This is a genomic window from Paenibacillus sanfengchensis, assembly GCF_036864765.1.
GTDB classification, from domain to species: Bacteria; Bacillota; Bacilli; order Paenibacillales; family Paenibacillaceae; genus Fontibacillus; species Fontibacillus sanfengchensis.
In genome coordinates this window covers 44,970-65,300 of record NZ_JBAGJC010000008.1, presented here as the reverse complement: position 1 = coordinate 65,300, position 20,331 = coordinate 44,970, and the positions used below count along the sequence as shown (strand labels likewise).

Below are 20,331 nucleotides of genomic sequence, written 5' to 3'. Positions count from 1 at the left end.
TACAACACACCTCTTTATTTCCAAATAATCTTGTCGTACAATCCTGCACTCTTTAAAGCATCTATCAATTGCCTTACATGCTCTTCTTCTACCTTTCTTGTGTTTATGATAACAAAATCCATGCCGTTTACATCAAACTCTTTTATAATATCTCGCATTGCATTAGATAATTTAAATGCTCCTGCTCTCGGATTAGTGATTTTATTTCCTTGATTATCCAAAGGGTATGATTGGAAGCTCTTTATATCATAATTAAGTCCTGTTACTTCGTCGATATAATCACCTTGGCCAATTGTGTCTCTAATTGCTCTTTTTATTATTCCCTCCTCTTCTAATTCAAGAATCACTTCTCGTTCGATTTCAGATCCCTCTGTAGTTTTCTTTTTATGTGGATCATATGCTAAATCAGCTAATTCCTCGGGTGTTCTCCCTCCGGTATATTTACCAGATTCATCATATAGATTTAACTTTCGCACTTCCCCCGCCCCCCGACCATCCCCAAGCTCCCTCTCCCGCGGCGGCCCAAGGTCATCCACCTTCGGCACCGTTAAATCGCCGGTACGCTCCGGGTTCAGGGCTGGAGGTTTCAGGGGTTCCTCGAGTTGGGACAACGTTTTGTCCACCTGTTTGGTTACTTTGGAGGAGACTTTCGCGCCGGCCTGGGCCGCCGCCTTAACCAGGGCGGCAACTTCCACCGCCTTGGCCAGCGCCCGCCCAAAACGCTGACTTTCCTCGTAGGAGGCCTTGCCGCTCAGGACTTTATCGTACAGCTCCCGGATATCCCGAAACGGCACGACAAATTCCGCGGCCGCCGCCTCGCCGATCGCAGCCTTGATGTCTTCGAAGGTCATGTCGCCGCTATAAACCGCTTTACCAAAATCGTAATAGGCGGGAACGGTTTCTGTCCAGTATTGGAGGGTTACGGGGTTCGTCTTATACGCGAATTGGGCCGCATCCCATGTGTCGGTGAGGAGCTGGCTAGCAATCCCATCGCCTACCCCTACTAGCGTCACGGAAGCCGCGAGGCCGCCGGCTTTCACATCCGGGTTATTCCAGATGCCCAGCCCTCTTTCCGCAGCCGCCAAATCCAGCAGTTCCTGCGTGATTTTCCCGTTTACCTCGAACTGATAGCGGTCTAAATGAAACATGTCCCGCCGGACGGCAGCCACGGAACTAACGGTATTGCCGATATGCTGATAGCCCGCAACAGCGACTAGGAACTCCAGATTGTATTTCCCGGTAATCTCCCCATGGTAGAGATTCATCTCTTTCAGATGTTCCTGCATTTTGCGGATATCCTTGGCCGAAACTTCTTTATTGTACTGCTCCAGAACCTGCTCCATCCGCTTGCGCTGCTCGACCGCCTTATGTACCGCTGCCTCAATTCGAGGATAATGCAGGGCAGCCCACTTCCGATACGCGGGGTTAAACAACCCGGCCGCAATGACAAATCTCAATTCGCTTTCCAAGGGCATGCGTGAGAAATCATTATTTAGTGGGTTATAGTCACAGGCGTTTAACGGCGACCCTTTGTAAAAAGAGGACAAACTTCCCCCTTCGCCATACCACTCCTCCGCTACGCCCAGATCGGCCAATCGGCTGCGCTGCTGATCCATCCGTTTATGGATGTACGCCATGTACTTCTCATTTTGATAGGTTTCATAAATTCGATAGGCCGACCGATCGCGGGCGATTTCCTCAAGCGTTCCGACGATGTCCTCCAATTCTCCCCTTGCCCACTTCTGCGCTTCAGGAGACCCGTAATCCAGCATGTCCAGCAGGGATCCGATGCGCTTATCGGCTTGGACCGGGCTTAAACGCCCCTTCAAGGAGATGTCCTGGACTTCCAGTAGCGCTCCCTTCAAAATTTGCAGCAAGGACAGCGGGGTGTTCCGCGCTTCGGCCACATTGTTCCGGCTATACCGATCGAAGCGGCTTGCCAAACCTAGCGCAAAGCTTTTTAACGTAAAAACGGCCCCCCGCTTTGCCTGCGCAAGCGCAAAGACTTCGCGTTCCGTTTGCAGGTACGCGCTAGCCACCTCGCCCAGCGCCCTCACCTTGTCGTACAGCCGGTCGTCCAACTGTTTTGCCATCCTCATCATCTCCCCAAGCTGTGCCGTCACCTCACGCACCGCGTCGCGGACCGAGGGTTCGGGATAGGAAGATTCCACCTGGCTAATCAGGCTGCTTAACCTCCCGGACAGATGGGTCAGTGAATTCTCCAGGTTCTGCCTCAAACGGCTCAAATCGCTTGATAATTGCTCTATCTTTTGGGTATCCGTTTTTTGCATCCCACTCGCCTCAACATTCCATACACCGAATTCAGGATATTTTACCAAAAACCTGAATTGGGAGGAATAGGAATAAGGTTCCGTTTGGATGGAACGCGGAGTAGGTATAATGGGTTATGGCGCGGGCTCATTAACGCCTTAGTCGGCAACCGACGGTAACACAGCCCTTCGAGGGGAGTGACTCAGCTCATTCCCAGCTCATAAGGCCTTTAATGCAGGCAACCAGTTTTTTCGCCGCTTTGGTATGCGTCGCATGCGACGGATGGTAGTTGACGGTATATCCGTCCTCCGCCGACTGCACGTCAAACTTCATCGTGGAGATGTGGGTATCCCCCGTTTCTTTCGTGTACTCGCGAACCGCTTGTTCCACCTTGGGATATAACCGGTCTCCCATGATCCCGAGCGTACAAAGGATCGTCGCACCCGCATTCTGCGCCCTGACCCGTTTCAGGAATTCGACGTATTGTCCGGCGTATTCCGCCTGTCTGTCGGCATCTTCCTTCGCGTAGGTATCATCATTCGTTCCAAGGTTAATGACGATCAGATCGGGGACAAACTGCCGGAAATCCCAGCGAAGCGATGTAGGGTCCAGAATGCCGTCAAATCTCCCCTCGGACTTGGCCACCAAGTCGTAATAATCCGGCAGAAGATGCGTCAGCAGTTTTTGATCGTTATCCGTAAATCCCGAGATTATGCCATACCCGCTATACGAAACCATGCTGTAGTCCGCCTGAAGGGCCTGGGCGGTTTGGTAGGCATAGGTTTTCGTGGCATCTTCCGTCGCCGTGGAAAAAACAGACTCCACCTTCTCATCATCCATCCCATAGCCGCAGGTGATCGAATCGCCGATAAACTCGATTTTACGCGCCTGTTCCGGGGTGGGCTTGATCCCCTCTTCGGCTTCCACCGTAATCTCCTGAATCCCCACCGTGGACATCGCCGCCTCCGACAGCTTCACGATCCTTACCGTAACCTGCTGCTTCACATCACTTTCGAAAAAAGTATACGTTTTCAAGGGTTGATTCACCAGATCATCGACAACCCGTTCTCCATTCACCTCGATGCCGATGCGGGCCAGATTCTCCTCGCCTGACGCGATATTATCGCCCTTTATCGTCACTTCCGCTTTTTTGCCATAAAACGTGAATTCCACGCCACCACCGGACAAAGCCAGCCATAGCGCATCATTGTAAACATAAGTCCGCCCCAGCCTTTTGACATGCTTTCCTGTGGCTTTAAACGTTTGGACGCCCCCGACATTGGTGCTCATATTGAACCTTCCCCCTCTAATTTAGACCGTGGCTGTATGCCGATCAATTTGTTCCATAGGTCGTCAAAATGATTTGTACGATACCATTTTATTAAATTCTCGCTTATGATCACATACTTTTTCTCGGATTGTTCCGGATGCAATTCGATGCCACCGGATGGTCCAAAAAACAAAAGTTTCACCCTCGTATGATCTTTGAACAAAATCGCCGGTATTGCTCGCACCATAGGCATTGCCTGGCTCGAAGGGGCTAAGCTCCGCCGCTTGTATCATTTCGATGACCGTGTCTGTCTCCTCTTGGGTTAAGGTTACAGGGTGGGTCATCCCGATATTGATTTCTAACACCCGATCTGCGGAAAGTTTTTCTTTAAAACGCGCGCGGCCATCCATCCGAGGATCTCCCGGATTCAAAGCAGCTCGAAACAAGCAGGATGACGCCGACCATCACCAGCATAAAACCCGCAAAACGTTCCCTACGTAACGCTAGAGCACTGGGCTCCGCGTCTTTAAACTTCCATCCAAGTTGCAGATACCATACGGATTAAGGCCGTATTGCGGCTATAAGTCCCAATATAATGAACAAAAACCCAAAAAAGCCTGCCATATAAGCCCCCTTATAAAGTCCCGCCGTCGGAGTCTACACACTAACGGGAAAAGCTCCCGTTAATTTACCGCTCTTGGCGGATTTAGCTGGAAATTCTCCATCTATTTGGCGGCCTAATTTCCGATAGACACAATTTCAGGCGAATTAACGGGAGGTTTTCCAGCTAATTCGCCTCTGCAGCCGCACACGCACCAAATTAACGGGAAGAATTCCCTTTAATTCGTACCAAACCCTTTTACATTCATAACATCTAATGGAGATGGTTTTTCCGGCTATAAGCGGGGTATACGCAAAAAGAAGGACCCGGAAAAAATTCTTCCGGATCCTCTCCATCAAGGACTTCTCATGCTCCATCGTTTAGTCCTAGGGTCAAAACTCCTCGTACTCGCTCGGATCCTGCCCCCATAACCGCCCGTCTTCGCGGCTGAAGGACGAGATGACTTCCATCTCCTCCGCCGACAGCTTGAAATCGAAAATATCAAGATTAGCCTGCTGATGCTGTACGGAGCCTGATTTCGGAATCGGAATCGCCCCGAGCTGGGTGTGCCAGCGCAAAATCACCTGAGCGCCCGTTTTTCCGTGGGCCTGTCCGATCTTGACGATTTTCTCGTGCTCCACAATATCATTCCCGCGCCCGAGCGGACTCCAGGATTCCGTCACGATGCCAAGCTCGGCATGCTTCCGCCGCTGATCGGCCTGGTCGAAGAAAGGATGCAGCTCCACCTGATTCATACTCGGAGTCACGCCAGTTTCTTGAATCAGGCGCTCCAGATGCTCGGGAAGGAAGTTGCTGACGCCGATCGACCGGATATAGCCTCGCTTCCGGGCCTCGATCATCGCCTGCCAAGCTTCCACGTACAGATCCGTCTTGGGATTGGGCCAATGGATCAGATAGAGGTCATAATAATCCAGATCGGCCCGGTACAGCGATTCCTCGATGGTCGCGAGCGCCTCTTTGTAGGCGTGACGGCGTCCCGGCAGCTTGGAACAAATCAACAGCTCTTCCCGGGGAACGGAACTCCGCTTGATCGCCTTCCCGACTGCCCCCTCGTTCTCATAGTTAAAAGCCGAGTCAATTAACCGATACCCCGCATCCATCGCGGCGGCCATCGCCTTTACGCCCTCTTCCCCCTTCAGGCTATACGTGCCAAGCCCGATCGCGGGGACCTTTAAGCCATCGTTTAGCGTATGTTCCGGGATGTTCCGATTCATTTTGAGCAGCCTCCTTACAGAAGTGATGGAATCTTAACTCCTACTATTATAAACGATGTTCAGGAGTTATTACCCCATAACCCGTACTTCAATGAGGCTAGAGAATTTCGTAATCGGCTACTCCGAGCATAAATCTTACACGATCGGCCACCTGCTCGGGTTTTCCGTTCTTTTCGCGCATCAAATCCCCGGTTCCCTTGGAAGGATCAAAGTTGATGATGTAGTAGAGACCGCTGGATTCGTTATAGTCAAAAGCGTGGACATGCTCCGAAATTTTGACGGACTTTCCGTTGCGATAACGGTATAAAGTTCCGGCCCGTTCTTCCAAATCGTAATCCGCTAAATAGTAAAGCTCGTCCGTCTGCGAATAGTATTTATTGGAACTGTAATCGACGCCTTTAAAGATTTGGTGGCTTGCCCCATTGGCATAGGCATAGAGCGTAGATTCCTCGCCTGAAATTTTGAAATAGAACAGCTTGTCTCTGTTTTCCCCTAGAGGCAAAAACAAGGAAACATCCTCATCCAGCACTTTACGGTGAACAGGTAAGCCTTCCTCCAGATCGTAAGAAACAAACGTCTTTCCTTCTTCATTGCCATAGAGCTTTTTGCCATCCGGGCTTAATGCAGCCTGTATCAGCAAGGAGCCCGAGTCCTTATCCAGCTTGACCGCGCCGGTGCGGGGCGTATAAAGATAAACCTCCGAAGCCTCGTCCAGTTTTTTCTTATAATCGGCTTCCGCCTGCTCCGGGAATTCCACCTCCGATAACGGAATTTTAGGTGCCTTGGTATAATCGGGCAATTTCTTGTAAATGATTAGGCCCGTTTTGGCGTCGACCAATAGCATGCGCTCATATCTATCCGTTACATCCACAGATTGTCCCCCGCTGAAATAATGTAGACTTCCAAAGGTGCCCAGGCTCCTTGTCTTGAGGACACTGCGTAATCTGTCCCGTTCGACCTTCTTGTCATACGCCTCTTCGGCCTTGTCAAAGCCCGATTCATCGAAAACCTCCACATCCGCTTCATAGGGCTCGCCCGTCCAGTAGTTAGTCAGCGTTCTCTTTTCTACGCTCGCATAATCCTCTTCCTTCGGTTTTATGATGGCCGCATCGCTTTCCTTGAGATCGTCGACCACCACATCGTAAAGCGTCAAATTCGTTGGCTCGGTCGCGCGATAGAAGAGCGCCCCTTCATGCACTTCCCCTACCTCATAATCCACATTAGAGATCAGTTTGACCGGGGATTTGCCGGGCATCATGCTGTAAAGATCGTTCGATCTGTTTGACGTCTTTTTCAAGTAATGGATTTCCCCGGATTTAGTATCGATATTCGATATACGGGACACATTCGTATCAATAACCGCCTGCTTATGGAAACCCCTACGTTTGGCCATTTTAAGAGTCCGTTGGTTCTGGTCATCCAGGGTTATGTAGTATAGCAGTCCAGGCTCATCGATATAGTTGTAGATGACTATCCTCTCATCGATTAAAGTTTCCTTGTCCAGATTATGTACATAAAGAGCTCCCCTGTCGTCATCCTTCAAGTAAAAGGCGAACTCACCGTCGCCGCTGATCTCGAAAAAACTCGAATTCATTTCACTGATGCCGGAAGCCAGGTCTGATCCGGGTTCACTGGCGGAGGAACTTTTGGACAAATCACGGTAAGATAAGACAGCTTTACCATCCTTCGTAATCTCCCTTACAAAAAACATCCTGCTCCGCCGTTCATTTACCTTGATCAGTCTATCTTTCATATACCTCTCCACCGAAGAGTGCGGCCACGGCCTTAATTCGTCCTCCGGCAAGGGTCCACCCAACTCGAGCGGCTGCTGCTCATCCTCTTGCATCATCATGAGCAAGTCGTCTCTGACAAAGACGACGGGACTCTCCAAGGCGGAACCTGCTCCCCATGGTTTGAAGATCCATAGCACCACCAATACGGCCACCCCCGCAAAGGCGAGGAGCAAGGAAACCGCGAGCTTTTTGTGTTGGCGTAAAACTTGCAAAACTATTCCCTCCTGTATGTATAAATGATGAAACAAAATTACATATTATAACACAATACCTTATAACCCCCTTCCCTTCCATGATTTTTTTGTCGTATTCGATCAATATATGTCATAGAATCCGCTGACAGCACAAAAAGGGACCCGGAGAAAGGCTTTCCGGATCCGCCAAGAGTAAATTTCACATTTTCATTATTTATATTCAGCCATGACAGCGTTTCGTAATTCGTTGTACTTTTGTAGTTGCTCTTTTTTTGTTGTGATTATCGCCCAATCCTTTACTTTGGAATACTTAATCCCATTATCTAGTTCCTCTCTGGATAAGGGCTGGTTTGTTTTTTCGTTAGAAGTCTCCTCGAACTTTCCGTAATAAGTAGAAATGGGTACGAAGCTGACATCCTCATCTCCCTTATATTTATATCCCTCTGGCTTTTTAAGATGTTTTAAAAAAGCAATATATTCGCCATCATCCTGCATAATATTGTAACCGCCAAAAGATAGATAATTCGGACCAAAAAAATAACTTGGTTCATAAATATAAATCTCATGTTTCCCTTCTAAATTCGCTCCTTTATAAACCTTCATGACTTCGACTTTGGTTTTGATGGTTTGCGAATAATTTAATCTGTTCTTCGTTGCTTTAACTTTAAGAATTAAGTCAGAATGATCAATCAATTCATTAAGTGAGTCTATCTCATTATTAAAATAAGTGGAAACCAAGGTCTCATCCTCTATAAGATTAAGGCGAATTTCACTTTGTTTGGTGTATTCCTGAACAGCCAGATTATTTTCAAATGACTTGGATGTTACTATTCCCACCACAATAGAGACCATTAAGATTATAACCAACAACCCGAAATATTTACGCATCGTTGTCAGCCCCCATCTTTAAGCCGCCTGCCTCGATCTCTTCCTTGAGACTCCCATTTCTCATTAAATACCTCTTATCAGCCAGGATCTCCAAATCTTCTTTATTATGACTAGCAATTAAAACTGTCGCTCCGCGTAACTTTTCTTCCAGAATAATATTCCTAATACGTTCGACGCCTTCCTCATCCAACGCATTTGTCGGCTCATCCAAGACCAGAATATCCGGCTTCTCCATAATCGCCTGTGCCATCGCTAAACGCTGTTTCATCCCTAGGGAATACTTCTTATAAACACGCGAATCCTTTGGATCTAATCCCACTCTGTTTAGAGCTTCGGATATTTCCTCATTACTTATTTTATTTTGAATCGATGCCAGAACCTTCAAATTCTCAAAGCCCGTATACCGATCCCAAAACCCGGGTGATTCAATGATCACTCCAAGTCCCTGAGGAAAAGAAAGATCTCGATGCAAAGTTTTCCCGTGAATGATAATTTCGCCTTCAGTAGGTTTTACCAAACCGCAGACTACCCTAAACAGCATGGTTTTCCCAGAACCGTTCGCTCCAAAAAAAGCGTGAATTTTATTATCCTCAAGGGTCAATTGTATATTATTTAAGACCTGTTCATTCCCTATAGTCTTACTAACATTTTTGAGTATAATCACTAAAGAGCCTCCTTAGCTAAAATATCTTGGTTTCTAATCCTCCAGCAGCCGAACAGTACGATTACTATCAAAAACGTTGCTAAATAAAAAAACGGAAAGTACAAATCAGACATTTTTATATGTAGTAAGTCTTCGGATTGCCAACCCACAATGTTTTGAGTAAAAGGGAGCCATTTTGTAAAATTTGTGTCCCCACCCCATATTCCGCCGATAAGGATAAATAGAAAATTTAAAGCAATTATCAAACTCGAACTATAAATTACATTCATAATAATGGAAAGAACATTGACAAGTAATATAGAAACAACTAATCCGAGCGTACTAAAGATGAATATTTGTAATATAAGAACCAGGAACGAGGAGATGTTAACAGGGCTTAAATTATACAGAACCCCCAAAGATAAAGTAGCGGTATATACGACTATTTGAAAGAACAAAATATATATTAGTACGGTAGTAACTTGTTGTAGAAACCACTCAATCCTTTTATTGGTTCTAGTAAAAATATAGACAGCATGTTCACCCATTTGTTTATGAATATGGTTACCAATATAGAAATTGAGTATTAATAACGGTAATAACCATATGAATAACGGAATCACCCAAGTAATACTTTCGCGATTTATATTACCGTAGGATTCCATAATGATCCCTTCTAGATCAAATCCATAATTTAATGTTCGGTAAAACGAAAACACCGCAAGCGATACTCCCCATAAAAGAAGCTTTAGCAAAAGCTTAATATCTATAAGAATTCTCATATTTGCTACTCCCAATAAATATCCTTTTCTTTTATTAAAACCAACCCCAGAACATATAATATTATAGTGGCACTAAAGCATATGCCCACATGGACCGCATCCGAGAAATTCACCTGCCCAAAGGCAGTGGAATTAGAGCTATACTTATAACTAATGGCCATATATTGATCCAATGTAATCCAGGTTGCTTTAAAAACCCACTGGACCGTTTTAATAATAAAAAGCAACACTATGGGAAGAATTATCCCCCAATAGTGTTTCCGAAAACATAACACAATAATAAAACTTGCCTCTCCTAGCAAAACAAACCCGCTTAGGAGTGTACATGTTATTAAAATACCAATCGGTAAATAGATATTAACAATAGCATTTAAAGATAATCCGCCAAATAACAGCATCGAGATCATTACCAATTGGATGATGAGTGAAACCGTCGCGGAAAATAGAAAAATTAAAAATACACTATTTAGCCACCATTTCGAAAAGTTTCCGTACTTCAACAAAACGTTACTTTTAAATAAACTGAAAACAAAATTTAGTATAAACACCAAAAACATAGGGATATATAAAAATAATACTATATTCTCGTTCATCATCCCCGTAAGCACATTTAAAAGTAGATTGTGATCCCCAACTTCATCAACTTCCACACGATGGATGGAGTAACCCCCTAAAATAACAAGAAAGAATATAAAAAAAAGGGTTAGTTTAGTTTTTAAGGCTCGTAACCAAAGTTGAAGTTGTAAATTCATAATATTAATCCACAGCCTCCATTAACGATGAATTCCCAATTCAATGCGCCGTGCTTTAAACAGGACTAGACCAGAACTAACCACAAGTAATCCGGTTATCCATAAGCACAAATCTATAAGACTTCCTTTTGTAGCAGGTGTTAGTAAGCTTGTGTAGCTTAACCGGTTTGAACCCAGTAAAGAAATAACCAGATTTAATATGGTTATAAAAAGAAACACACCTGTAAAAATAGAGAATTGGTTATAGTTAAACGTTAAGAACGCCGCAAACGCAAATATAGAGAAGAGCGATGCCATCAAACTGATTAAAACCATAAACACCATGTTATACAATAACGGATGGCCTAATCGGAGCACATCCATGATCGCCTGCGAATCATAATTTTGAATGCCAATATCATATGAAGGTAAAGCAAACCGATTATCATAACCCACTTGAGGAAATGTAATTAAACATAGAATTTGATTAATAAATAAAGGAATAAAGACTGTAAAAAAGCTCACTAAAAAAGTCACCGAAACTTTTGCCCAAAGATAAGTTTTTAAATCGGATCTTGTCAGGATGTTCTTATAAACTCCGGATCGCAAGTCAGTAATTAGAGAATTGGAATAAATCACGGGAATAATCAAAGGGAGCAGCACTAGTAGAATATTCATCATAATCTTAGTCGATGTCCCTTGTAATATTGACATTTCATAAGCTGATCGAATAAAGGTTAATTCCGATCCGTATACAATGTAACAAGCTTCTATAAAAGTTCCGATAGATATAAGAAAAAACACTAAAAATACAACCTTAAATTCTATTCGACTAAGACAATTTTTCAACTCCATCTTCCACAAATTCACCGATAAAACCCCTTTAAAATGAATTTAATGAAGCGTTCTCAAAAGAACGCTTCATTTGTTTTCAAAATAAAATTCCTCCTTTATTGGAAAATCATAGTTTGCAAACTGTAATTATAATACAATATTTACCTGTTTTTAAGTATGGGTAAACTGGACTTTTTATTTCAAAAATTTATTTTATACTATTCGTTATCCCAACTCTCCTTCTTTTAAAATCTCTTAAGCGTTTTCAATTGGGCATTGGGAAAAGTCCCAGTCAGGAATATAATAGCAAAAGATGTGGCCTTTCGAAGGGTACGATACATCATAGGTAACGGTGCAAATCAGGAGTTTTTTCATGTCTACGGACAAGGGAACCTGGTCATGATCGTGGGGGGCAGCCAAAGTAGTGCTGATCTGCGCCACTTGCTGGTAATGCTAAAACAAAAACAAGGGCCTAGGGCAGCAACGATATTAACATCTTTTTCATTCAAATCCCTTCCTCTCATATTTTGCTTATTTATGCTAAAATAGGGAGCACAAAGGAGGATGATTAAATGGGTTCATTTGGTTCGTTTATATACGCAGGAATCTTCTTTTTTCTATTATTTCTAGCAGCTATAGGAGTGGGAATCTGGGCTTTAATCAAGTATACAAGGAGAAAATAGCAATGATCCCGGGTCAGCTTTGAACGTCCTACCCTTCTAGAGCCCACTCGTAAAAGTACGGCCCGACCCTTCAAGAATAAGCATACCTCATATCGACACTCGTCTGATAATCCTGTACCCTTCCTTCAAAGATCAGTTGAAAATTGGCAAAATGGGGCAGCTCGCCGGGTTCAACCAGCGCAGGGTCTTTGTCAAAATGAAGGACCTCCCCCTCCTTCAGCACAGACGCCACAAACTGAAAGCAGAAGAAAGCATGCTTTCTCGGGATCGGTTTTTGCAGCATCACGCCAAATAATCCGATGAAATTATAGCGGTAACGTTCTTTTTGCGCGGCGACTTCCCGGATATAGCGATGCATCCTATGATATTCATCATGGGTTACAGTTAAAGCATAGATCGCACATTCCGCTTGCATAAACAGGACGGAGTGAAGATTCTCTCGGACGAATCCGCCTATAAAGGGGTTATTTGCCGTCTTTCTCCCAAAACTATATACCTCGCTCAATCCGGCATCAAAGGCAATGGAGGCATGATTATAAGGTTGTCCGGTATAGGACTTAATCATCCGGTTTAACACCGTCCCCGTATCCGTCAAAAGGAGATATATCATTGGTTCTCCGGTCAACTTCCTCACCTCAACTTACATCCTCTCGTGCGACAAGGGATTGGTTATTCCTCACTTTGGTATTCCAAAATATCGCCGGGCTGGCACTCCAAAGCCTGACAAATCGCTTCCAGAGTTGAAAAGCGGATCGCCTTGGCCTTGCCGTTTTTCAAAATAGACAGATTCGCCATGGTGATTCCGACCCTCTCCGAAAGTTCCGTTACACTCATTTTCCGCTTAGCCAGCATCACGTCAACATTGATTATGATCGCCATTGTGTTCACCTCAGACCGTTAAATCATTTTCCGATTTGATATCGATGGCATTCTTTAACAGCTTTTGAAGCACCGCCGCAAAGACCGCAATCACAAACGAGGCAAAAATAATGACCAGCCCGATCACAATCAGCCCCGGCGCATCGTCTTTCTCGGCCATCAAATAGAGAAAAGGCTCGCTTGCCGCAAACAGGATACTGATCGCGAACGCACAGTATTTTATATTTTTCAAAGTGCCGACGGCCAACTCCGAAAACGCCTGATCCTTGTCAATATAGCTCAACAGCCGAAACGCCTGAAACAAGGCGAAGTAGAACGGAATCACCGAGACGTAGATCAAGATAAACACCGGATACACCCAATAGGGAGAAAAATACTCCGCCGCCTCACCGACAATCCTGGGCAACCCCAATACGCACAAAGCAAGAACCGGAAGTCCGATCAGAACCACAACGGCCTTTAAAAACAGCGTCTCACGCTTCACCAAAAGCACCTCGCTTGAAAATTCGATAATTTGATTATACACAGAATTTATTGTTTTTCAATAAATAGTTATTAATTAACGTTAAATTATTATTGATAAAACAGAAAAACAAACCAATAAAAATGCACCCCTTAGATGGCATCGGTAGAACCTAAGGAGTGCACTTTTCAATTTTAATAGAAGGGCCTCGGGCTGATTTCGCCTCGTCGCTGGATGAGGCAGTTCCCCCCCTTCGCGGACGGGGACTTTTTCGTCTATTTGTCCATCCTCTCCGCATACACCTCAAACACCATCGCCGCCCCAAGCCTAAATCCCTGCGAAAAAGAAGCCGCCAGCTCCATCCCCTGAATCTGTTGGTACAGATCGAGCAACGCCTCGAGTTCCTTGAGGTCCTCGTCGGAAAGTTTACCTTTCCAAGCCTCTATGGACTCGGATATTTGCCGGCCCATCTGGCGATACTTCGGATCTTGGGGTACGGCCGTTTCATGGGGGATTAGGTTGCCATAGTATAGGGATTCGAGGAAGGTTGGCATAAGAACACCTCCGTTTTCTTTTTATAGTAACAAAGGTGGGGTGAGGGTGTGGTACGTGTATGCGTATAGTAGTTAACAAAAAAAGCACCTCGTGGGTGCCTATTACTGCGACTGATCGGCAAATTCTCGGGCCACCGTGATAATATAGTCGACACCTTTGGCGGGGAAGTTTTGTGAAACCGAGATTTGTCCGTCCTGCTTGACCTCTGGGATCGTAGGGTAGAACGGCTTGCTGTAGGAATCGGTCGCGAAGCCTCCACCGGCGCTTTTTTCGTAAGAAACCAGGGGGTGGATGTCAGACTTTCCTTTGGGCAAGGCGTGCCCAGTTACGTTCGCCGCGTTAATGGTGAGCCGGAAAGTGCTGTTACTTTTGGAAGTGATCGTATAGCTGTCGATGCGAAAGGCTCCGTCCTGGCTGTTGCTGTACAAATCGTTTCCGTCAAAGTTTTTGAATGGCTGCCCGGTGAGGATCTTCTCATCATCCAACACCAACACCTGCAACTTCTTATCCCAATGACTCTTTAAGTCCGCACGGTCCAGAAAAATACGAATCGGCAAAAACACGGCCCCACTCTTCAGTACAGGTTCAGTGTCCATAACCACGGTTTGTCCATCCATCTCTGCTTTGTTAGATCCGACAGTGAACTGAAACTGGTGGTCCAGCCACTCGAGTTGAGCTGTCTTGGAGGTGGTAGAATAAGCCACCTTTCCGCCGAACAACTCCTCGAAAATACGGAGTGGAACCAGTAGACGCTGGTTCTTATCCATAAACGGCGCTGCCGGTTTTGTGTACAGGATGAAGAACTTGCCGGCCTTGAGGTAAACTGCGGACTTGGAAGGCAGAGCCGAAGCGGAGGCCTCCTTAAGCTGACTAAAAGGCAAAATTATAGAGAGACAGAGCAAGGTTAAAAGTATCTTTTTCATATTAGTGATCACCTCACCGTTTTATTGTACCTTAGACGTGTTACTGCATGTTGAAGTTGCATTAACAGCCCGAGCCAGCGCTTTCATACTTTACTTAGGAACCTGATAGAATTACGATTGGGATATATTAGAAATGGGTGTAAGCGAGGGTGATGTAATGAAAATGTTTAAAAAGAAATGGTACCTGTTAGGATTCATAATAATGCTTCTCGTATCACTCTCCGCTATATTTTTACTATTACAAAGAGAAACCTATAGCAAAATAATGGACCTCCATATTGAGCAGCTAAGAGAAAAAGAAAATATTGAAGTACTTGATGTAGTAAAAAATAACGATCTTGAAGAACCCTTTGCATTTGTATCCTACAGGCAACGCCAAAAAATCGGAGCTTATGTAGTAAGGGTTATTAATGAGAGGTTAGAATACGGTATCAATATCAAGAATAGTGTGGATCCAAGCAAACCTGTCCAAGTTTATGGATCCCGAACAGGTTTCCCTATGCTAATGGTTCAGATCAATGATGATAATCTACTCAGCGAAGGCACCTATATTTATGTAACTTTCAATCAAGAAAAATGGCATCGACTAGACATGGAAAAGTTAAAAAGAAACTACATCATTTCTGGAGACTATGGTGAGGCATCAATAGGGAGGTCATCTGTTCAAATATACAATGGGAACCATGAAATGATATTTGAGAGTGGGTGAAGTTGGCCTCGAAAAGAAAATCGAGCAGATGTAAATTAGCAGTTAGTACGTGTCGCGTATAGTTTGGGGCTAGCAAAGAAGGCACCTCGTGGGTGCCTTTTAGTAACTGCTGATATTCGCTATAATTAGGGTGGGTCTGATACAGATACATCGTCTCGATATCCTCTTCCTCTGACCGGGCTGCTTGTGTTTCATCCACTAAGGAGTGCCTTCAAGGGCTTGATTTACGCGGTATTTTGCATCAAGACTATATTTCTTCAATCACCCCGTCATTTATTTTAACGTCATCACATTATCCGGTCTCTGCGCCAACGTAGAAGTGGTGACTCCCTTAGGCAAGGAATTATTAGTAGAGAGGGAATTTTTTAATTCAGTCACTAATATCAAACCGTTGAATGACTTCAATCATTTTTACATAGAGATCTTGCTGTAAATCTTCTCGGTGTTCGGTTGGCACTTGATAAAGCTCTGCCTTTATTTTTGGGGTAAAGAAATCAAGAATCTGCATTGTTGCATCGGGATCATGCAATTGCTGCGCTCTCATTAACAACTTGGTCATCATGGACACCTTCACCCTTTCATTTTTTTTGAATTTCATTCTTCAAGTCATTAATCGCCTGACATAAATCGGATATTTTTCTTTCAAATCGGATTAATAAGAATGATGTAATAGCTATGGGAAAGCCCAAATTAGCAATAAGTGTTGGAAGGTCTATTTCATTCATTTTTTTTCACTCCATTCAACTCTTGACGTAATTTCGATAGAGCATTTAAGCGATGCTTTGAAATATTTTGTTGGGATACATGCATGAGTTGGGCTATTTCCCTATCATTCAACTTTTGAACATATGCATACGACAAGATTAGCTGTTGATTTTTAGGTAGTTTCTCATAAGCTTGATATAGGAAGGGATCAGTTATGTGATATTTTAAGTTTGCTGAAGCAGGCTCAGAAGCAGGCTCAGAATCAAATACAGCCATTAATTCGGATCCAAGATTTTTTTCATTGTTATCCAGTGTCAAAATAAATCTACTGGCTTTCAATCGCCTCTTTTTGTCATAGTTAATAGAGTTGTAATGAATTAAATTGGCCATGTACTTAATAAATCTACGGTTTGCTTGATCATTCATTATAGTATTTAGACCCCCTTTTTAAGAGATCATTCCTACACTATAAAGAGATATAAAAACACATTTTTACAACCATTTTCCATCAAAGGAACAAATGTTCTGTTTTTATCTATAGATTTACCATTCCCCAGCATAGAAATAATGAAAAAGCACCAAATGTTAGGGGTAACAAAAACAATATTTTTACATTATATATACTTGTTGTATAGCATATATAATTTCTATGCTAGTGCTGAAGGTAGGACATTCGTGGTGGCAATTGATTTGGTGAGCGGCGAAGTATTGGGTTCGTCGATCGCTAAGATTCGATGTGTGGCCGGGCTGTATGACACGTATAATCCTTGAGAAAAAAACTATCCGTTCGATTCAAACAAAAATAAGCCAGCTTCAGGAGCTGGCCAAAGACTTGAGCTAAATTAAAAGAGATGAACACTAGAAATCACGATCCCGTTTTATAGTTCAATGGGACCGAATCATCAGCCCCTTCTATCTTTAATTTTCTACCCAAAATTGACAGTAGTAGAATAATGAAAACTCTCGGGTTGGATGCGCCTCACTAGCCTTTTGGCGATGTTCGGGTAATTGGCTTTGAAAAGGGGGGAGATCGAGCGGCCTTTGTTGCACTAATGGGACACGTTTAAGTTGAATCAAACAACGAAAGTCTGGACTTTGTATTTACCATACATTTGTCGTGATGTGGATAAAGGATGGTCTTCAATAATCTAAAGACCATCCTTTGTCGGTTTTAGGGGATCGTGGAGAAGCCATGTTCTTGGCGGCCTCGTTTTCTTGGGTTATTAAGCTGTCGTCCCCTTTATGGAACATTATTGCTGATCTCGGTCAGAAAACCGTTATTTGAGGCTGTATCAATTAACTGTTGAATTTCTCGATGTGCTTTGTAGTTAAACATATACCATTGGTTTACATTCGCTTCATAAATTAAAGCCTCGGGATCCTGGTCCTCATCAAATGTTTGAACTTTAGTATAAATGTCAAAACGCTTTATGCTATTCCCTTCTTGGTCTAAAAAGTCATATTGTCCAGCTTTATAGTAGTCGCCAGTTGTGAGGTAATTAAGATTCCAGGAGTAATTAGAAGGTTCTTCGACCTTTTTTCCTTTGTTTTCTACAAAAACATGATATATTGCTTCATTATAGGCATTTCCATTGATATGATTTACTATGCCGCCCATAGTCATGTGTACTTCTTGTTGCAATGTTTTCACTTTTACACCATCAATGACTAATGGCTTGTTTTCGACAGTAACTACAAAATTGCTATACCCGACATTGGAGCCAAACATCTCTGCAATAAAACGAAGTGGAACCATCACGTGCTTTTTCTTAAGATATGGTTTGGCATCAAGCGGCACCTTTTTACCATTTTTCATTGCTGTATTACTATTCAATTTCAAGACTACATTTACATTACTTCTTTTGAGCACGATTTCTGAATCTGACCAGTTGACCCTAGCTCCCAAATTCTCACTGATCACTCGCAGAGGTACCATTGTTCGATTGTCTTTAAATTCAGGCTTCACATCGGAGGAAATAGTAACACCTTCAACTTTTATCTTCATGTCTGCCGCATATGTAGGTAATGCGGTAATCGATAAAATCAATGCAGTGAATATTCCTGCGAGAAGCTTTTTCAATTACTTCACTCCTTTTATTATATTTTGCCGTACCGCTCTTCCATGGGAGCTTAACGAAGAAGTTGTAGTATTTCATTTGTTCACTGGCAACCCATATTATACCTTTTTCTGCAAGATATTACTACCCCTCCATTGCTAAAAAAGTCTCCCCAAAAAAACTGGGAGACTTTTATTGAATTTTTTATTTATAAATTTTTCAAAGACGCATACACATCAGCGTTACCAATCCATGTCTTATCCAAAATATACTTTCTCCTGTCAGGTGTGGCTACACCTAGAGGCCACTCTTCTGTCTGTACTTTATTCCCCATGGTAAAGGCAACCCAATTATTTGAGCTATTTTTATATTTCATTTCATAAGCTCTCACCTGGTCATGGAAAACACTCCATTGTTTTAGTGGTGGGGTATATCCCGTATCTTGATTAGTAGCAATGACTAATCGTGCAGAGTTAACAACATTAGTGACTGTTTCATCGAAACTTCTAAAAACCGCATCATTGACCTTGTATACAACCTTATTCTGTTCGTTTAGTTCGATTGAAAGTGTGACAATATCACCGTCATTAAAAAAATCTCCACTTTTTTCTCCTTTTTTTGTATTACCTTCTCCATTCGCAAAAATGCGCCATTTCCATGCACCATTAGGTTTAAACTCAGTTCGGTCTGCAATAGATATTCCACATTCATAACCATTAATACCCACATAGAAATTAATATAGTCATACGCTCTTGGCAAGGTTTTACTGTTTGGTAATTTTATTTTTGCTTTGAACCCTCTGTCGTTAAGATTATCAGTTTTGATTCTTACAAGCTTTGCATACTCAGTATTAAATGCCATAGTCAACCATTCCTCTCAATTAGTTTTTGATAACCCTTTTTAACGTGTTATCACTAATATAAAGAGATAATGAAAACCGATTTTACAACCACTTCCGAACCTATTTTTAAAGAGTCATATACGGTTATCTCAACATGCCATCCAATGAGTTTATTCATCTTCAATTCACTTCATTTTGAAGACATGGTACAAGTAATACCAGATGAAAAAGCAAAAACCGCTCAGTGAGCGGTTTTTGCAAGTGGATAAAGGATGGTCTTCAATAATCTAAAGACCATCCTTTGTTGATTTTAGGGGATCGTGGAGAGGCCATGTTCTTGGCGGCCTCGTTTTCTTGGGTTATTAAGCTGTCGTCCCCTTTATGGAACATTATTGCTGATCTCAGTCAGAAAGCCGTTATTTGAGGCTGTATCAATAAACTCTAGAATTTCTCGATGTGCTTTGTCGTTAAACATATACCATTGGTTTACATTCGCTTCATAAATTAAAACCTCGCGAACCTGGTCCACATCATCCATTGATCGAACTTTAGTATAAATGTCAAAACGTTTTATGCTATTCCCTTCTTGGTCTAAAAAGTCATACTGTCCAGCTTTATAGTAGTCGCCAGGTGCGAGGTGACCTGCATGCGAGGAGTAAACAGCAGGTTCTTCGACCTTCTTTCCTTTGTTTTCTACAAAAAGATTATATATTGCTTCATTATAGGCATTTCCATTGATATGATTTACTATGCCGCCCATAGTCATGTATAATTCTTGTTGCAATGTTTTTACTTTTACACCATCAATGACTAAAGGCTTGGTTTCGATAGTTACTGCAGAGTTACTGTGACTGACCATGCAGCCAAACACTTCTGCAATAAAACGAAGTGGAACCATCGTACGATGATTTTTTAAATATGGTTTGGCATCCAGTGGCACCGTTTCACCGTTTTTCACTGCTGTATTGCTATTCAGTTGCAAGATTAACTTCACCTTACTTTTTGTGAGCACGATTTTCGAATCCGACCAGTTGACCCTAGCCCCCAAATTTTCACTGATTACTCGGAGAGGCACCATTGTTCGATTGTTCTTAATTTCGGGCTTCACATCGGAGGAAATCGTAACACCGTCAACTTTTATTTGCAGGTCTGCCGCATATGTAGGTGAAGCGGTAATTGTTAAAATCAATGCAGTGAATATTCCTGCGAGAACCTTTTTCATTCTACTTCATTCCCTTTTCAACATATTTCGGCATACCATTCCTCCATGGGA

General features: G+C 43.2%; 23 protein-coding genes. 1 reads left to right on the top strand and 22 read right to left on the bottom strand.

Annotated elements, in window-relative coordinates:
* Positions 1 to 14: 14 nt before the first annotated feature.
* The 16 genes from V4U84_RS17685 to V4U84_RS17615 all read right to left on the bottom strand — a co-directional run bounded on the left by V4U84_RS17685 (position 15) and on the right by V4U84_RS17615 (position 14,745).
* Positions 15 to 2,291, bottom strand: coding sequence for a hypothetical protein (locus V4U84_RS17685; RefSeq protein ID WP_334074144.1), 2,277 nt, complete (start codon positions 2,289 to 2,291; stop codon positions 15 to 17).
* Between the two features lie 187 nt (positions 2,292 to 2,478).
* Entirely contained in the window at positions 2,479 to 3,561 is a 1,083-nt protein-coding gene (locus V4U84_RS17680) for an SGNH/GDSL hydrolase family protein (RefSeq protein WP_334074143.1), read from the bottom strand.
* A 63-nt stretch (positions 3,562 to 3,624) separates the two neighbouring features.
* Positions 3,625 to 3,951 carry a hypothetical protein gene (locus V4U84_RS17675; protein WP_334074142.1) on the bottom strand — a complete coding sequence of 109 codons (327 nt, stop codon included), beginning with the start codon at positions 3,949 to 3,951 and terminating at the stop codon, positions 3,625 to 3,627.
* On the bottom strand, positions 3,929 to 4,090 hold the full coding sequence (locus V4U84_RS27045; RefSeq protein ID WP_464686147.1) for a DUF6199 family natural product biosynthesis protein: 162 nt from the start codon (positions 4,088 to 4,090) through the stop codon (positions 3,929 to 3,931). Before V4U84_RS27045 ends, V4U84_RS17675 begins: the two co-directional genes overlap by 23 nt.
* Before the next feature lie 444 nt (positions 4,091 to 4,534).
* Positions 4,535 to 5,377 carry an aldo/keto reductase gene (locus tag V4U84_RS17670; protein WP_334074141.1) on the bottom strand — a complete coding sequence of 281 codons (843 nt, stop codon included), beginning with the start codon at positions 5,375 to 5,377 and terminating at the stop codon, positions 4,535 to 4,537.
* 97 nt (positions 5,378 to 5,474) lie between these two features.
* A complete protein-coding gene (locus V4U84_RS17665) occupies positions 5,475 to 7,382 on the bottom strand; it encodes an MBL fold metallo-hydrolase (protein ID WP_334074140.1) in 1,908 nt (635 codons plus the stop codon).
* 192 nt (positions 7,383 to 7,574) lie between these two features.
* Positions 7,575 to 8,252, bottom strand: a complete 678-nt coding sequence (locus tag V4U84_RS17660) for a hypothetical protein (RefSeq protein ID WP_334074139.1) — start codon at positions 8,250 to 8,252, stop codon at positions 7,575 to 7,577.
* Positions 8,245 to 8,916 carry an ATP-binding cassette domain-containing protein gene (locus V4U84_RS17655; RefSeq protein ID WP_334074138.1) on the bottom strand — a complete coding sequence of 224 codons (672 nt, stop codon included), beginning with the start codon at positions 8,914 to 8,916 and terminating at the stop codon, positions 8,245 to 8,247. The genes V4U84_RS17660 and V4U84_RS17655 overlap by 8 nt, the downstream gene beginning before the upstream one ends.
* Positions 8,916 to 9,677 (bottom strand): hypothetical protein, encoded by a 762-nt coding sequence (locus V4U84_RS17650; RefSeq protein ID WP_334074137.1) that lies wholly within the window; start codon positions 9,675 to 9,677, stop codon positions 8,916 to 8,918. The genes V4U84_RS17655 and V4U84_RS17650 overlap by 1 nt, the downstream gene beginning before the upstream one ends.
* Positions 9,678 to 9,682: 5 nt before the next feature.
* A complete protein-coding gene (locus V4U84_RS17645) occupies positions 9,683 to 10,429 on the bottom strand; it encodes a hypothetical protein (RefSeq protein WP_334074136.1) in 747 nt (248 codons plus the stop codon).
* A gap of 21 nt (positions 10,430 to 10,450) precedes the next feature.
* Complete coding sequence (locus V4U84_RS17640; protein WP_334074135.1) at positions 10,451 to 11,278, bottom strand: hypothetical protein; 828 nt, start codon at positions 11,276 to 11,278, stop codon at positions 10,451 to 10,453.
* Positions 11,279 to 11,995: 717 nt separating this feature from the next.
* Positions 11,996 to 12,559: a hypothetical protein gene (locus tag V4U84_RS17635; RefSeq protein ID WP_334077619.1), complete on the bottom strand. Its 564-nt coding sequence runs from the start codon at positions 12,557 to 12,559 to the stop codon at positions 11,996 to 11,998.
* A 35-nt stretch (positions 12,560 to 12,594) separates the two neighbouring features.
* Positions 12,595 to 12,804, bottom strand: coding sequence for a helix-turn-helix domain-containing protein (locus tag V4U84_RS17630; RefSeq protein ID WP_334074133.1), 210 nt, complete (start codon positions 12,802 to 12,804; stop codon positions 12,595 to 12,597).
* 10 nt (positions 12,805 to 12,814) lie between these two features.
* Positions 12,815 to 13,291 carry a DUF2975 domain-containing protein gene (locus V4U84_RS17625; RefSeq protein ID WP_334074362.1) on the bottom strand — a complete coding sequence of 159 codons (477 nt, stop codon included), beginning with the start codon at positions 13,289 to 13,291 and terminating at the stop codon, positions 12,815 to 12,817.
* 251 nt (positions 13,292 to 13,542) lie between these two features.
* A complete protein-coding gene (locus tag V4U84_RS17620) occupies positions 13,543 to 13,821 on the bottom strand; it encodes a DUF6809 family protein (protein WP_334074132.1) in 279 nt (92 codons plus the stop codon).
* A gap of 102 nt (positions 13,822 to 13,923) precedes the next feature.
* Positions 13,924 to 14,745 (bottom strand): copper amine oxidase N-terminal domain-containing protein, encoded by an 822-nt coding sequence (locus V4U84_RS17615; protein WP_334074131.1) that lies wholly within the window; start codon positions 14,743 to 14,745, stop codon positions 13,924 to 13,926.
* A 133-nt stretch (positions 14,746 to 14,878) separates the two neighbouring features.
* On the opposite strand from V4U84_RS17615, the gene V4U84_RS17610 reads away from it, so the two are divergent.
* Positions 14,879 to 15,454, top strand: coding sequence for a hypothetical protein (locus V4U84_RS17610; protein ID WP_334074130.1), 576 nt, complete (start codon positions 14,879 to 14,881; stop codon positions 15,452 to 15,454).
* Positions 15,455 to 15,824: 370 nt separating this feature from the next.
* Here V4U84_RS17610 and V4U84_RS17605 read toward each other — a convergent pair whose 3' ends face one another.
* From V4U84_RS17605 to V4U84_RS17580, 6 genes are all read right to left on the bottom strand, one after another.
* A complete protein-coding gene (locus tag V4U84_RS17605; RefSeq protein WP_334074129.1) occupies positions 15,825 to 16,016 on the bottom strand; it encodes a helix-turn-helix domain-containing protein in 192 nt (63 codons plus the stop codon).
* Positions 16,017 to 16,032: 16 nt separating this feature from the next.
* Entirely contained in the window at positions 16,033 to 16,179 is a 147-nt protein-coding gene (locus V4U84_RS17600; protein WP_334074128.1) for a YvrJ family protein, read from the bottom strand.
* Complete coding sequence (locus V4U84_RS17595; RefSeq protein ID WP_334074127.1) at positions 16,172 to 16,585, bottom strand: sigma-70 family RNA polymerase sigma factor; 414 nt, start codon at positions 16,583 to 16,585, stop codon at positions 16,172 to 16,174. Before V4U84_RS17595 ends, V4U84_RS17600 begins: the two co-directional genes overlap by 8 nt.
* A gap of 814 nt (positions 16,586 to 17,399) precedes the next feature.
* A complete protein-coding gene (locus V4U84_RS17590; RefSeq protein WP_334074126.1) occupies positions 17,400 to 18,239 on the bottom strand; it encodes a copper amine oxidase N-terminal domain-containing protein in 840 nt (279 codons plus the stop codon).
* Between the two features lie 185 nt (positions 18,240 to 18,424).
* A complete protein-coding gene (locus V4U84_RS17585; protein WP_334074125.1) occupies positions 18,425 to 19,078 on the bottom strand; it encodes a hypothetical protein in 654 nt (217 codons plus the stop codon).
* A gap of 359 nt (positions 19,079 to 19,437) precedes the next feature.
* On the bottom strand, positions 19,438 to 20,280 hold the full coding sequence (locus tag V4U84_RS17580) for a copper amine oxidase N-terminal domain-containing protein (RefSeq protein ID WP_334074124.1): 843 nt from the start codon (positions 20,278 to 20,280) through the stop codon (positions 19,438 to 19,440).
* Between the last annotated feature and the right edge of the window lie 51 nt (positions 20,281 to 20,331).

Coding starts and splice junctions, on each gene's coding strand:
- V4U84_RS17675 (WP_334074142.1), bottom strand. CDS start 3,951: ATGGATGGCCGCGCGCGTTTTAAAGAAAAACTTTCCGCAGATCGGGTG.
- V4U84_RS17585 (WP_334074125.1), bottom strand. CDS start 19,078: ATGGCATTTAATACTGAGTATGCAAAGCTTGTAAGAATCAAAACTGAT.
- V4U84_RS17680 (WP_334074143.1), bottom strand. CDS start 3,561: ATGAGCACCAATGTCGGGGGCGTCCAAACGTTTAAAGCCACAGGAAAG.
- V4U84_RS17650 (WP_334074137.1), bottom strand. CDS start 9,677: ATGAGAATTCTTATAGATATTAAGCTTTTGCTAAAGCTTCTTTTATGG.
- V4U84_RS17670 (WP_334074141.1), bottom strand. CDS start 5,377: ATGAATCGGAACATCCCGGAACATACGCTAAACGATGGCTTAAAGGTC.
- V4U84_RS17685 (WP_334074144.1), bottom strand. CDS start 2,291: ATGCAAAAAACGGATACCCAAAAGATAGAGCAATTATCAAGCGATTTG.
- V4U84_RS17595 (WP_334074127.1), bottom strand. CDS start 16,585: ATGAATGATCAAGCAAACCGTAGATTTATTAAGTACATGGCCAATTTA.
- V4U84_RS17645 (WP_334074136.1), bottom strand. CDS start 10,429: ATGAATTTACAACTTCAACTTTGGTTACGAGCCTTAAAAACTAAACTA.
- V4U84_RS17620 (WP_334074132.1), bottom strand. CDS start 13,821: ATGCCAACCTTCCTCGAATCCCTATACTATGGCAACCTAATCCCCCAT.
- V4U84_RS17615 (WP_334074131.1), bottom strand. CDS start 14,745: ATGAAAAAGATACTTTTAACCTTGCTCTGTCTCTCTATAATTTTGCCT.
- V4U84_RS17580 (WP_334074124.1), bottom strand. CDS start 20,280: ATGAAAAAGGTTCTCGCAGGAATATTCACTGCATTGATTTTAACAATT.
- V4U84_RS17610 (WP_334074130.1), top strand. CDS start 14,879: ATGGGTGTAAGCGAGGGTGATGTAATGAAAATGTTTAAAAAGAAATGG.
- V4U84_RS17630 (WP_334074133.1), bottom strand. CDS start 12,804: ATGGCGATCATAATCAATGTTGACGTGATGCTGGCTAAGCGGAAAATG.
- V4U84_RS17605 (WP_334074129.1), bottom strand. CDS start 16,016: ATGATGACCAAGTTGTTAATGAGAGCGCAGCAATTGCATGATCCCGAT.
- V4U84_RS17660 (WP_334074139.1), bottom strand. CDS start 8,252: ATGCGTAAATATTTCGGGTTGTTGGTTATAATCTTAATGGTCTCTATT.
- V4U84_RS17600 (WP_334074128.1), bottom strand. CDS start 16,179: ATGAATGAAATAGACCTTCCAACACTTATTGCTAATTTGGGCTTTCCC.